We start from the raw sequence: 13,021 nt of genomic DNA on the forward strand, positions 1-13,021 counted from the left end.
CATGAGGCCGCTGTGTCGATGTGTCAAGAAAAGACCTTGGGCGCTCACATTTCATTACAGGTCCGCACGACTTTACCCGGTAAAATATTCAGCATGCATCGGGCAGCACCCGTCTGGGCAACAACGTCTGGCATCACACCCGCCCGCAGCGCCCCACCAGGCCGGTCTGCGGCAGCGGCATAAAGCGGCGACGCGATCTTTTTGCTGTACATTTGCTCTCCCATGCGTGAGCAGTTGGCACGCACATCAGCCGGAGCAACGCTTCGCCGTCAAGACTTCTCGCGAGCTTCATCGATACCATTTAAAAAAACGGACCACCACGCAGCATGGCCAATGAAGCTACCTCACCGGACTCCATCGCGGTCGCGGAACGCGTGCGCGAATTGATGAGCCGTCATGGCATCGGCAAACGGCAACAGACCACCGAACTGTGCCGCATCCTCGATCTGAGCTTTTCGCAGGGGCACCGCAAGCTGCGCGGCAATAGTCCGTGGACGCTTTCGCAGATCAAGAAAGTCGCCGAGGTGTTCGGCGAACCGGCCGCGCAACTGTTCGGCGCGCAATCGCTCGATCCCGGCATGGTGGGCGCCATCGCGCAGGAAGCGGTGTTTTGCATCGGCCCTGTGGAACTGGCCTGCACGGCATGGGTGGGCGCGGCGCTCGAACCGGGCTCGCGTCCCGAGTTCATCGCCTATTCGAAACAGGGGCAATGGCGGGTGACGCGCCACGACGGCGCGCTCTATCAAAGCGCGTACGAAGTGCACAAGATCGAAATCTATCCGCGCCGTGGCGAGGTGGATAAACCGCTGATCGCGGTGGTGGATGACGACCAGGCCTCCGCGGACAATCTGCGCGACTACCTCGAACGCAGCGGCTTCGCGGCGATGGCCATCTACGGTCTCGCGGCCTTTCACGAGCAGTTGCAAAGCCAGGTGTTCGACGGCGTGGTGATCGACTGGCTGTTCGGCAACCAGACTTCAGCGGCGGCGATTCGCGCCGTGCGCGCCTCCGAGAATCCCGACGCGCCGCTGTTCGTGCTGACCGGCGAGCTGCTCACCGGCAAGGCGAGTGAGTCGGAGATCAGCGAAGTCATCCGTAACTTCAATGTAGCCTGCTACGAAAAACCGGCGCGCATGGCGATTCTGGTGGCCGATCTGTCCAAGCGGCTGAACCGCGCCTGAGTGCGCCTTGCACGCGCGGCCGCTGCGCTTACACCGTGCTACGCGCCGCCAGCGCACGCTGCAACACGCCGCGCAGATCCTCGTAATGCACCGGCTTCACGAGGTACTCGAAGAACGGTGATGTGCCCGTGGGCGGCGCTTCCGGCGCGTACGCACTGATGGCGATGACCGGCACGCCCGCGGACGGCCCGCTGCGCGACGCGAACTCGCTGAAGAACGTGTAGCCGTCCTGATCGGGCATGTGCAGGTCCAGCAGCACGGCATCGCAGCGCCGCATATCGAGCCAGTCGAGCGCCTCGTGCGCACTGCCCACGGCCACCGCGCCGTAGCCCATGTGCATGATCATTTCGCACAGCGACTCGCGAATCGACGCGTTGTCGTCCACTACCAGCACCTGCGAGTGCAAATCGTCTGACACGTGTGGCGGCCTTGCGCCAGGCGTCTCGGCGGGTTCGACCGGCCCCACCGGAATGGTCACGGTGAAGGTGGTCCCCTCGCCCACCTTGCTTTCCACGGCAACACTGCCGCCAAACAGTTTCAGCAATCCCTGCACGATGGCGAGCCCCATGCCCGCGCCTTCGAAGCGCCGCGTGCGCGAACCGTCGAGTTGCGTAAATTCCTTGAACATCAACGGCAACTGCCCGGGCGGCACACCGGGCCCCGTGTCGCTCACGGCAATGGTCAGCACTGCCAGCCGTTGCGCGAGACGCACCCGCACCGAGCCCTTCTCCGTATAACGAATGGCGTTGGTGACGAGGTTGCTGACGATCTGACGAATGCGGTGCGGGTCGGAATCCACGGGCCCGCTCAGACCGGTGGCTTCGCTTGCGAGCGTGAGGCCACGCGCCTGCGCGGCGGGCGTATGTTCGTCGATGATGGAAGCGAGCAGCTCACGCGGGTCGAACTGCTCGTAGCGCAATTCGAGCTTGCCCGCGCCGAGCCGCGCGTAGTCGGTCAGATCGCGCATCTGCGCTTCGAGATGGCGCGCCGCGCTCTCGAGCCGCTGGATCACCTTGCGGTCAGCCTCGGACTGAAAATTGAAGCCGAGCAATTCGATCGACGACACGATGGCGTGCAGCGGCGTGCGCAGCTCGTGACTGATCATGCCGAGAAACGCGTCCTTCGCGAGACTCGCTTCGCGCGCCGCCTGGCTCGCCTGATGTTCGGCGTCGAGCGCGGCGCGCTGCTGACGAATCAGGCGGCTGCGGCGACGGCCATTCACCACCAGCAGCAGCGTCGCGGCGGTGGAGAGCATCAGCAGCATCACCCCCGCCGCGAACAGCATGCGGCGCTTGTCGATGAAGTCGCGGCTGATCGCCTCGCGGTCAGCGACATCGGCAAAGCGCCGGCTGAGCGCGATATCGTTGACTTCCTGCCAGTGATCGCGCAGCGCGGTCACGATGCGATCAATATGACGCGGGTCCTGCGGCACTTCTTCGAAGTCGGGTTCGAGCGTGTCGAGCACCGACTCCAGCGTGCGAATTTCGTCCTGCTGACGCTGCAAGAGCGCCATCTGTTCCGTGAGGGTCTGCGTGGAACCGGCCATCACGTGCAGCTTCGACTGCAACACTTCGTAGCGCAACTGCAACCGTGGATAGTCCAGGTCGGAGCCATTGCGATACAGCAGCAACTGGTTTTCGAGGCGCGCATAGGCAATCTGCAACTGTGCCGCATCCCAGTAGAAACCGTCGTACGTGCCCGTCAGCAACGCCGTGGCGCGCGGGTTGTACAGATTCGCATACAGCAGATAGCCGATCGCCCCAACCGGCGCCGCCAGCGCCGTGGCCCAAAGCACCGCCAGCAGCCAGCGACGCAGCCGGTGCGGCATTACTTGACGATCAAGGACTTGATTTGCCATACGAATTTCGCGTCCGTGGCGGGTCCTGAGAGTTCGGTGGGAAACGCGTCGCGCGGATAGATCAGGAACAGCGGGCCGAAGTCGCTGATTTCGAGGCGCTTGCCGTTCATGCTATACGCAACCACGACGCCGTAGCGATCGCAATCCGCCAAAGGAATGGTTTCGGTGTAATCGTCGAGCGTCTGCACCTCGATCTGGGTGCCGTGGGCGCCCGCCTGCCTGAGCACGTCGGAAAGCAGCGGGCCCGTGAAAGTGGCGCGGGCGGTCCAGCGCGTCGAGGTGGTGATGGAGTGCGCCGGCAACGCGAGCAGTTGCGCCTGCGTGAAGTGATAGACCGCGCGATGCTCGCCGCTGGCCGCTCCGTTCGTCTGGTTCGTCTCATTCGTCACGGCGATCTTGCCCATCACGTCGAGCGACATGGAACTGGCCGCCGAACTGGCCTGTGCGCTGCCGACCAGCAGCGCCATGAAGAAACACCCCGCCCAGCGTATGCTGGTCTCGTATCCGTACCGCATTCCCAACGCCCCTTCGTTGCCTTGTTGTTCTGTCGCGCCCGCAGGCGCGGCTTGAATTGTGCCTGCTTTTTTTACCTGAACTTTGGGCGATTTTCGCAGGCTTTTTTGCCTGCAACGGCGCCGTCACTCCACCGCGCTTGCGCCTTGCAGATGGCTGGCCGCGCGCTGCGATGCGACCACGATCAGCTTGAGCGTCGCCCGCGTCGCGCCCACGAAAAGCTTGCGCGCGGCGCGCTCGTCGAACTTCTCGAAATCGACTTCCGTGAGGATCACGCACGGCGCCGATTGTCCCTTGAAACGGTAGATCGACTCCAGCAATACATCGCCCTCGCGATACTCCGGGTTGCCAAACAGATCGTACTTGCCAGTGAAGCTGCGCAGCCGGTGCGGGCCGAGTTGATCGAGCGCGGTCAGCGCCGAACCGTCGCGGCCACGAAACGACAGCACCGCGATGTCCTGCTTGCGAAATCCCAGCGAGAGCGCCTGGGTAATCGCGCGCTTGGTGGCCTCGATGCAGCTTTGGCCGGTGGGCGTTTCGTCGTAGGTGGAGAGCGAAATATCGGAGCCGTCGAACGGACTGCCCGACGCGAGCCCCGCAGCCAGCGGCACCGAGCCGCCCACCACATTGCGCACGTAGTCGAGGATGTCGCGCGGGCTGCGATAGTTGGTGGTTTCCTTGAGCGTGGTCCAGCCAGGCAGATCGACGGGCGGCCGCATGTAGAGATTTTGCAGCGGATCTTCGAGCCACCACCAGGCCGCGCCCGGCCGCAGCAGCCGCGCGAGCGCGTCCACCCATGTCTGCTGGAAGTCTTGTCCCTCATCGACGATCAATACGTCGAACTGCCAGCGCGCGTCGATCGGCGTGGCAGCAAAACCCTCTTCCAGTTGATCGAAAATGTCCGCAGCCTGGAAGTCGGGCGCGCGGCCAGCGTCGCGCAGCACCCAGTCGCACAACTGGTGATAGTTGGCCACTTTCGCCTCGGGCGGCGCGACGCGCGCAATGTGATCGGCGAGCGGCCGGTTGAAGCACACATACAGCGGCCGCGCGCCCCGTGCGACTGCATCGGCCATGACCTGCACCGCGAGCTGGGTTTTGCCGGAGCCCGCCGTGCCGATCACGCGCAGACGAAACGGTTCGAATTCGAGCCGCCGCGCCCACGTAGCGAGACCACCGGCGAGCCGCGTGACGAGCGTGCCAGCCTGGCCGACCAGCGCGCTCGCATCGGGCGTCAAGGCGAGTTCGTCGGCAAGAAAATGATGAATCTTCGCCGCGCAGGCAAGCCGCGCTTCATCAGCCGGCAGCGCCTCACGAATGATGGCGGCGAGCCGGTCCTTGCGCGTGGCATCCACGATGCGGGCCGGATTCACACCGGCGATGGCCGCGTCCTTGACGGTATGGTCCGGGCAATACAGCAGTTCCTCGATGAAGTACGTGCCCGCGCCGAAGGCAGCGGTAAAGCGCCGATGCATGCCTTCGATGGTGCGTGCGAGCGCCACCGCGACATTGCGTTCTGTCTGCAGATAGACCTTCACGAGCCCCTTGGGCGTCTCGCGCAGGAAGCCGGTTTTCTGCTCGACGATCATCACGCGCCCGGACGGGCTGACGATCACGAAATCGGCTTCGCCGAACACGGAAAAGCCCTGATTCAGGCGGGTCCAGTGCACGCCGTGATAGACGGTGTAATCATCCGGCAACGCGCCTTCGAGCAGCGTGAGGGTCTCGCGCTCGCGCGCGGCGGCGCCGGTGGCGGCGAGATTTTTCCAGTCGTCGGGGACAATGCGGGCCATGCGATGCCTCGTCACATTCGGGTGCGCTCATTGTACGCAACGCATGGGGCTTTCTGGCGGCTGGCGCGGGCTGTGTTTGATGCACCGCGTCGGGCCCGCAGCACGGTCCATCCGGTCTGGCTGACAAGAAATCGTGCGCTGCATCGTGTATCGTTAGCGGCTGAGTGCCAAATGAGCGCCGAATGAGCGCCACATGAGCCCCACACCAGCGGCACGCGCGCCGCAGCGCAGGCGGCTGGCCCAACGAACAAAGAGGATTACCGGATGATTACGATCTGGGGACGTGCCAACTCGGTCAACGTCCAAAAAGTATTGTGGTGTTGCGACGAACTGGTGCTGCCGTACGAGCGCATCGACGCGGGTATGCAATTCGGCCGCAACAACGAGCCGGATTATCTGGCGATGAATCCGAATGCGCGCATTCCGACGCTGGTCGACGGCGATTTTGTGCTGTGGGAATCGAACTCGATCCTGCGCTATCTGGTGATGGAGTACGGTGCCGCAAGCCCGCTCTACCCGAGCGAGCCGAAGCAGCGCGCCAGCATCGACCGCTGGCTGGACTGGTCGCTCTCCACGCTGCAACCGGCCGAGCGCCCGGTGTTCTGGGCCGTGGTCCGCACGCCCGAGGCCGAGCGCGACACCGCCAAACTCGCCAGCGATCTCGCCGCTGTGACGCTGCTCTGGAAACTGGTGGACAACCATCTCCAGGCGCGCTTTTTCCTCGAAGGCGAACAGTGCACGCTGGCGGACATCGTGATTGGCGCATACGCGAAACGCTGGTTCGGGCTGGACGGAGTTGAACGGCCGCCGTTGCCGAATCTCGAACGCTGGTACACGCGCCTCTCCACGCGCACTGGCTTCAAGAAGTACGTCGACTTCCCGCTGACCTGATGAGCCGCGATATCGCCAGCACGCTTGCCACCGCACAACAGAAGTTCACCGCTGGTCACTACGCGGAAGCCGAAGCCCTGTTGCAGCAGATTCTCGCGCTCGATCCGCAGCACGGCGAGGCGCTCGAAGGGCTCGGCTATATCGCCGCCAAACAGGGCGATCACGCGGGCGCGGCGGAATACCTGCTGCGCGCCGTGCAGAACATGGATGCCTCCGCCGAGCAGTTGCAGCTCGCCGCCCACGTCTGCCAGCTTGCCGAACGTCACGTGGATGCCGCCGCGCTGTACGAACGCAGCCTCGTGCGCGCGCCGGATCACGCGCCGTCATTGCACGCGGCGGCGTTGTCGCTGGCGAAAATCGGTGAGCACCAACGGGCGTTGCAGTATTTCGAGCGTCTCACGAGCCGTCATCCACGGCTGGCCGAGGTGCATTACAACAAAGGCACGCTGCTCGGGCTGCTGGGCCGCTACGACGACGAGATGGCGGCTTATCGGCAAGCCATTGCGTGCAAGCCCGACTTCGTGCGCGCCTACGTCAATCTCGGCGTGGCGCTACGCGATCAGCACCGCTTCGACGAGGCCTTGCAGCAGTTCAAGAAAGCGCTCGCCATTGATGCCAACGACGCCGGCGCGCGTACCAATCGCGCCCAGACCAACCTGCTGCTGGGCGAGTTCGAACATGGCTGGCGCGAATATGAATGGCGCTGGCGCGACGGCACGGATAGCCACGGCTTCCCTGCCGCGACGCTTTGGACCGGTACCCAGCCGCTCGCCGGCAAGACTGTGCTGGTGCACCACGAGCAGGGGTTCGGCGACACGCTGCAATTCGTGCGCTTTACGGATCGGCTGAGCGCCGCCGGCGCACGGGTGATTCTGCGGGTGCAGGACGCGCTGCTGGCGTTGTTGCGCGACTACCCGGGCGTGGCCGAAGTGATTGGCGCAAGCGCGCCGCCACCACCGTTCGACTATCACATTCCGCTGATGAGTCTCGCTTTCGCGCTGAAGGTTCGTGCGGCGGATCTGGCGGTGCATGCGTCTTCGTCTTCCACGTCCGCTAAATCTTCCGCGCCGCACGCCTATCTGCACGCGGACCCTGTGCGCGTCGCGGCGTGGCGCGAACTGCTGGGCGAGCGCACGCGGCGGCTGCGCGTCGGCGTGGTGTGGTCGGGCAGTCGCACGCATCTGAACGACCGCAATCGCTCGATGCCTCTTGCCCTGCTAGACACCTTGTTCGCCGCAAACACCGAGTTCGTCTCGTTGCAACCGGACGTGCGTGACGACGACCGCGCGTACCTCGCGCAACTCGTCGAGGCCGGCGTGATGCGCGATTTCACGGCGCGGCTGGAAAGCTTCGCCGATACCGCCGCGCTAATCACGCAACTTGACTTGGTGATTGCCGTCGACACCGCCGTTGCCCATCTCGCGGCGGCACTCGGCAAACCCGTGTGGATCGCCTTGCCGTTCACGCCGGACTGGCGCTGGCAAATGACGCGCGACGACAGCCCGTGGTATCCGGGCATGCGATTGTTTCGCCAAAGCGTGCGCGGCGACTGGTCGAACGTGGTGACAGAACTCAGGGCCGCGCTCGATGGGTTTCAGGCGGAATAAACGGCAGCGGGCAAGGTCCGACGCCGGCACGGTCGCGGCGCCCCCGAAGTACCTTGAAAACCGCTTTCGAGGCGCCCTCCACGCGCCCGGACGATGACCTTTATAATCGACGTATGAAGAACGCCAAGCCCTCTGCGGTCGCCGAACCGGCCGCCGCTGCTCACGACACCGTCCACGCGGCGAAACACGCGCCTGCGCACGGTCACGGCCATGCCGACGACCACGGTCATCAGCACGACCAGGCGCACGATCATGCGCACGCCGCCACGCCGGAGGCCGCGCTGGTCATGGCGGAAGAGTATTGCCGGGAACGCGGGGAAAAGCTGACGCCGATCCGCCGCAAGGTGCTGGAACTGCTGCTGGCCTCCGGGCGCGCCACCAAGGCGTATTCGCTGCTCGACGACATGCGCCAGATCCACCCCGGCTCGGCGCCTCCAACGGTGTACCGGGCGCTCGATTTTCTGCTTTCAGCGGGGCTGGTGCATCGGATCGAATCGATCAACGCATTCACGGTATGCCACGATCTGACGCAATGTCAGCATGGCATCCTGGTGGTTTGCCAGCAATGCGGCAACGTCACGGAACTGCATCAACCGAAGCTGCGCCAGGCACTGGTGGCGCAGATCGAAGACGCGGGGTATCGCCTCGCCAGTGACGAAATCGAATTGAAGGGTCTGTGTTCCGCCTGCCAGGCCGCCGAGGCGGCGCAGCATGCGCAGGCAGCCCAGCAGCCCGCGCCGGAAGCCTGAGCGGGATAACGCCGGGGCAAAATGCCGAGAGACGCATTGGCAAAGCCGCGGCAACACCCACGCAACGCGCAGGCAACTCTCCCAGCCAATCCCGAGCCCCCAAAGGCAACCCCGAGTCAAAAGAGCGACGACACCCCCGCGTCAGTCCGGGAGGACCGACACGTTGGCGCGTAGCTCGCGCACTTCAACCCGCGGCGCGGGCGGCAATCTCGTCGTGCAGCAGGGAGACCAGTTCGTCGGCTCGCGCCGGTTTGGTCATGAAATGCTGGAAGCCTTCGCCGATGCTGCGCAAGCGGTAAGCATCGTCGGTGTGTCCGGTCAGCGCTACGGCCACCGCCGGGGCGTGATTGCCGCGAATCTCGTGATCGCGTAGCCGCTGGATCAGATAGAAGCCGTCCATACAGGGCAGTTCCAGATCGCAGACCACCGCATCCGGTAACACTCGCAGCGCCGTTTCGACGCCCTCTTCCGCATCCGCCACCGCGACGACATGCGCGCCCTCCGACTCAAGCAACAGCGTCAACGATTCCCGGCTTTCCGGGTCATCTTCGACGAGCACGATCGTTGCCTGGTCGAGTCTCAACACTCCGTTCATTTTACTTGTTGCCAAAAACAGGTTAGGCCCCACTCGCAGGCCATCATATCGCGCGGATTGCATCGATTATTCCGATGTCAGGTTATTCAGCCGCCAGACGTTCAGAATGTCCGACTCCTCGATTTGCGACGAGTTGCACTTCATCCGGTAAGAATCACCGCGAACGCTACTGCAACCCGCCGCGCACGGTAACCCACCCGGAAGTCACTTGCATGAAAAAGCCAGTGCGTTCAAAGGCTTGGCTCCCGCCCCTCACGCACGTGGCTGGTGCGAACCACACAAAATCCAAACGTTAGTAGCATGCGCCGTGCCGCATAGGTCTGACGCATGCAACCTGTGAGCTTGTCCGCTGTGGACGGCAGGTTGGCCGAACGGCATCCAGTGCCCGTTCGATCGCTCAATCGACCAAGCGACCAATAAGCGCCGCCACGGCGCTATGATGAGGAGGCTGCTCAACCGACTTAACCCGACTCAACCTGACGATATCCACACCACGATGCAAGAACTCGATCCCACCACGCTCGACGCCCTCCGCCACGTCAGTACAGCCACCCTCACCACCCAATTGTTCAAGCGCGGTTTGCGCAATACATTCATGCAGGGCGTAGCGCCGCTCGCGGGACATACGGGCGCGAATCTGGTCGGACCTGCGTTTACGCTGCGCAATATTCCGTCGCGCGAAGATCTCGACGTGCTCGAGCTATTTGCCAATCCGGAGTACGCGCAACGCAAATGCGTCGAGACGATCCCCGCTGGGCATGTGCTTGTGCAGGACTGCCGCGGCGAGCGCAATAGCGCCTCGTTCGGCTCGATTCTCACACAACGCCTGCAAGTCCGTGGTGTAGCGGGCATGGTTTCCGACGGCCCGGTGCGCGACAGCACCACCATTGCGGCGCTCGGCTTGCCGGTGTTCTGCGCCGGCGCGAGCGCGCCGCCCAATCTGATCCGCCATCACGCGGTGGATATCAACGTGCCGATTGGCTGCGGCGGCGTGGCGGTGTTTCCGGGCGACGTGATCGTGGGCGACGCGGACGGTGTCGTGGTGATTCCGCGCGAAATGGCCGACGAGGTCGCGCGTGCGGCGGCGGAGCAGGAACAACTGGAAGAGTTTCTGACCGAACGGATTCGCGAAGGTGCGGCACTGCCGGGCACCTACCCGCCAAACGACGTCACCAAAGCCGCCTACGAAAAGTGGAAGAAAGAGCGCAAGGATTGAAGGCTGCGCTTCGTCGCGGCGGCGCGTGATCTGTCCGCAAACCAGGCCGGCACGTCAGTCACACTCCTCGTACACATCGCATGCGCGGCACAGTCCGCACGTGTGATGTCTTCATCACGCCTGCTCGCGCTGCGGTCCGATCCCATGCACGAGCAAGGCGATCGCATGCCGCGCGATGTCGTCGGCCGTCAGGCTGCGCCGCGCCGGATCGTTACGCCACATCTTCGAGGTGGCCAGCGGCAGAATCGTCAGCCCGAGTAGCGAGAGAAACACCAGCGACGGCTCCAGCGCGGCGTTGACGCGCCCCTCTTTCTGCCACTGCGCGATCCGCTCGAGCGACGCCGTGTGATGCGCGTGCCCAAAGCGCTCGTGCATGCGCTGGCGCAACAAGCCGCCCTCGCTGATCACTTCCCGCACCCATAGCGGCGGAAACCAGGGATGCTCCGTCGCCAGTTCGACCAGCCGACGGGCCAGTTGCGTGATGGCGGCCACCGGATCGTCCGGATGATCCTGGAACGGACTGCCGAGCGCCGCACGCAACGGCAGAAACCGCTCGTCGATCAGCACATCGAGCAACTGGTCGCGCGTTTTGAAGTAGTAGTGAACCATCGCCGGCGTAAAACCCGCCTCGCGGGCGATCGCGCCGAGGGTCGTATCGACGATGCCCTGCCGCGCAAACAGCGCGAGCGCGGCGTCCAGCAAGCGGGTGCGCCGCTCCGGCCCCTGCTGGCTGCCGGACGGCCGGCCGGGGCGGCGTGCGGAAGCGGTCGCACCTGTGGTCGCCTCCATGGCCGCGCCCCCGGCTTGCGCCGGATTGTCGCTGCCGGCGCCACCAGCAGCGCGGGCGCGGCGGCGCGCTGGCGGGGCCGGACGCTTGTCGGACGGTGCATGTGCCATCGCTTTCTATTTGACCAATATCAAGATGTCGCCTATATTAATCTCCATGTTAATTAATTTCAACCCGCACATTGGATTCTCTTCCTGACACTCATTCACGTCCCCCAGCCATGAATCAACCTGCCACAATGCCCGCCGAGCTTGCCACCGAGCCGCAGCATCCGCCCATCCGTCTGCTGTTTCCGGCGCTGCTGCTGGTCATGCTGCTGGCCGCGCTCGACCAGACCATCGTCTCGACGGCCCTGCCCACCATCGTCGGCGAGCTTGGCGGCCTGAACAACCTCTCGTGGGTCGTGACGGCCTATCTGCTGACCTCCACGATCGTCGTGCCGCTCTACGGCAAGTTCGGCGATCTGTTCGGTCGCAAGATCGTGTTGCAGGCGGCCATCGTGCTGTTCCTGGTCGGCTCCGCCCTGTGCGGTGTGGCGCAGAACATGACCCAGTTGATCATCCTGCGCGCGCTTCAGGGTCTCGGCGGCGGGGGTCTGCTGGTCGTGACGATGGCTGCGATTGCGGACGTGATCCCGCCTGCCGAACGTGGCCGCTATCAAGGCGTGTTCGGCGGCGTGTTCGGTCTTGCCACGGTGATCGGTCCCCTGCTCGGCGGCTTCCTCGTCGAGCATCTGTCGTGGCGCTGGATTTTCTACATCAACCTGCCGCTTGGCGTGATTGCGCTGGCCGTCATCGGTGCGGTGTTCAAGCCCCATACCGCGCACATCCGTCACACCATCGACTACATGGGCGCCGCGTTTCTGGCCGGCGCGCTCACCTGCATCATCCTGTTCACCAGTCAGGGCGGCACGATCCTGCCGTGGACCTCGCCGCAACTGTGGTTCACGCTCGCCATGGGCCTCGTCTGCGTGGGCGGCTTCATCTACGAAGAAAAAAGCGCGGTCGAACCGATCATGCCGCTCGAACTGTTCCGCCAGCGCACGTTTTTGTTGAGCAGTCTGATCGGCTTCATCATCGGCGTTTCGCTGTTCGGGTCGGTCACGTTTATTCCGTTGTATTTGCAGGTGGTCAAGGGTTCGACACCTTCTGAAGCCGGCATGCAGATGTTGCCCATGATGGGCGGTCTGCTGGTCATGTCGGTGATCACCGGCCGCGTCATCAGCAAGATCGGCAAGTACCGCATGTTTCCCATTGCGGGGACGCTGCTTGTCGCCGTTGCGATGATCCTGCTCGCGCATCTGCAGATCGGCACACCGGTTCATGTGATGTATCTGTACATGGGTTTGCTGGGACTCGGTCTCGGCATGGTCATGCAGGTGCTGATTCTCGCGGTGCAGAACACGGTGGAGTTCAGGCACATGGGCGTGGCCACCTCGGGCGCGACATTGTTCCGTTCGATTGGCGGCTCGGTTGGCGTTGCTGCATTCGGCGCGGTGTTTTCGAATGGTCTCGCCGCGCGTCTGCAAAAACTGATTCCGCCCGATACGGAATTGCCGCACGCGCTCGGACCGGCCACCATTCATCAGTTGCCCGCCGCATTGCGCGACGATTACCTGCAGGCTTTCGCGGGCGCCTTGCATACGGTGTATCTCTCCGCTGCGTGTGTCGTGGTGCTTGCCTTCGTGCTGTCGTGGCTGCTGAAGGACCATCCGTTGCGCACGCGCTGAGCGCGACACTGCAAAAACTGCATGCGCGGGGCCGATCAATACATCACACAAGGCCCCGCGCAACGCCACGCAGATTCATTGACACCGTCAGCCGTTTCGTCTGAC

Annotated in this window: 12 protein-coding genes; 6 read left to right on the plus strand and 6 right to left on the minus strand. The window is 63.9% G+C overall.

All coding sequences use genetic code 11. From position 1 onward, the window contains the following. Positions 1-44: 44 nt before the first annotated feature. The gene (locus tag D0B32_RS32735) at positions 45-212 is read right to left on the minus strand and encodes a hypothetical protein (protein WP_181969950.1); all 168 of its coding nucleotides are present in this window, start codon (positions 210-212) and stop codon (positions 45-47) included. A gap of 114 nt (positions 213-326) precedes the next feature. On the opposite strand from D0B32_RS32735, the gene D0B32_RS29835 reads away from it, so the two are divergent. Beyond that, on the plus strand, positions 327-1,181 hold the full coding sequence (locus D0B32_RS29835) for a helix-turn-helix domain-containing protein (protein WP_117337935.1): 855 nt from the start codon (positions 327-329) through the stop codon (positions 1,179-1,181). Positions 1,182-1,209: 28 nt separating this feature from the next. Here the strand turns inward: D0B32_RS29835 and D0B32_RS29840 are convergent, their stop codons facing one another. The 3 genes from D0B32_RS29840 to D0B32_RS29850 all read right to left on the minus strand — a co-directional run bounded on the left by D0B32_RS29840 (position 1,210) and on the right by D0B32_RS29850 (position 5,342). Next, positions 1,210-3,039: an ATP-binding protein gene (locus D0B32_RS29840; protein WP_117337936.1), complete on the minus strand. Its 1,830-nt coding sequence runs from the start codon at positions 3,037-3,039 to the stop codon at positions 1,210-1,212. Further along, the gene (locus tag D0B32_RS29845) at positions 3,009-3,554 is read right to left on the minus strand and encodes a molybdopterin-dependent oxidoreductase (RefSeq protein WP_117337937.1); all 546 of its coding nucleotides are present in this window, start codon (positions 3,552-3,554) and stop codon (positions 3,009-3,011) included. The genes D0B32_RS29840 and D0B32_RS29845 overlap by 31 nt, the downstream gene beginning before the upstream one ends. 123 nt (positions 3,555-3,677) lie before the next feature. Then, the gene (locus D0B32_RS29850; protein WP_117337938.1) at positions 3,678-5,342 is read right to left on the minus strand and encodes a nuclease-related domain-containing DEAD/DEAH box helicase; all 1,665 of its coding nucleotides are present in this window, start codon (positions 5,340-5,342) and stop codon (positions 3,678-3,680) included. Between the two features lie 264 nt (positions 5,343-5,606). On the opposite strand from D0B32_RS29850, the gene D0B32_RS29855 reads away from it, so the two are divergent. From D0B32_RS29855 to D0B32_RS29865, 3 genes are all read left to right on the plus strand, one after another. Next, the gene (locus D0B32_RS29855; RefSeq protein ID WP_117337939.1) at positions 5,607-6,233 is read left to right on the plus strand and encodes a glutathione S-transferase family protein; all 627 of its coding nucleotides are present in this window, start codon (positions 5,607-5,609) and stop codon (positions 6,231-6,233) included. Further along, positions 6,233-7,840, plus strand: coding sequence for a tetratricopeptide repeat protein (locus tag D0B32_RS29860; RefSeq protein WP_117337940.1), 1,608 nt, complete (start codon positions 6,233-6,235; stop codon positions 7,838-7,840). Before D0B32_RS29855 ends, D0B32_RS29860 begins: the two co-directional genes overlap by 1 nt. 113 nt (positions 7,841-7,953) lie before the next feature. Then, positions 7,954-8,589, plus strand: coding sequence for a Fur family transcriptional regulator (locus tag D0B32_RS29865; RefSeq protein WP_117337941.1), 636 nt, complete (start codon positions 7,954-7,956; stop codon positions 8,587-8,589). 184 nt (positions 8,590-8,773) lie between these two features. Here D0B32_RS29865 and D0B32_RS29870 read toward each other — a convergent pair whose 3' ends face one another. Continuing rightward, the gene (locus tag D0B32_RS29870; protein ID WP_259295215.1) at positions 8,774-9,184 is read right to left on the minus strand and encodes a response regulator; all 411 of its coding nucleotides are present in this window, start codon (positions 9,182-9,184) and stop codon (positions 8,774-8,776) included. A gap of 496 nt (positions 9,185-9,680) precedes the next feature. Between D0B32_RS29870 and D0B32_RS29875 the strand changes: the two genes are divergently transcribed. Then, positions 9,681-10,400 (plus strand): ribonuclease activity regulator RraA, encoded by a 720-nt coding sequence (locus tag D0B32_RS29875; protein WP_117337943.1) that lies wholly within the window; start codon positions 9,681-9,683, stop codon positions 10,398-10,400. Between the two features lie 114 nt (positions 10,401-10,514). On the opposite strand, the gene D0B32_RS29880 is transcribed toward D0B32_RS29875, so the two are convergent. Further along, a complete protein-coding gene (locus D0B32_RS29880; protein WP_117337944.1) occupies positions 10,515-11,297 on the minus strand; it encodes a TetR/AcrR family transcriptional regulator in 783 nt (260 codons plus the stop codon). A gap of 110 nt (positions 11,298-11,407) precedes the next feature. On the opposite strand from D0B32_RS29880, the gene D0B32_RS29885 reads away from it, so the two are divergent. Then, positions 11,408-12,916, plus strand: a complete 1,509-nt coding sequence (locus D0B32_RS29885) for an MDR family MFS transporter (protein WP_117337945.1) — start codon at positions 11,408-11,410, stop codon at positions 12,914-12,916. Positions 12,917-13,021: the final 105 nt, after the last annotated feature.

This window comes from Paraburkholderia sp. DHOC27 (assembly GCF_003429005.1).
GTDB lineage: Bacteria > Pseudomonadota > Gammaproteobacteria > Burkholderiales > Burkholderiaceae > Paraburkholderia.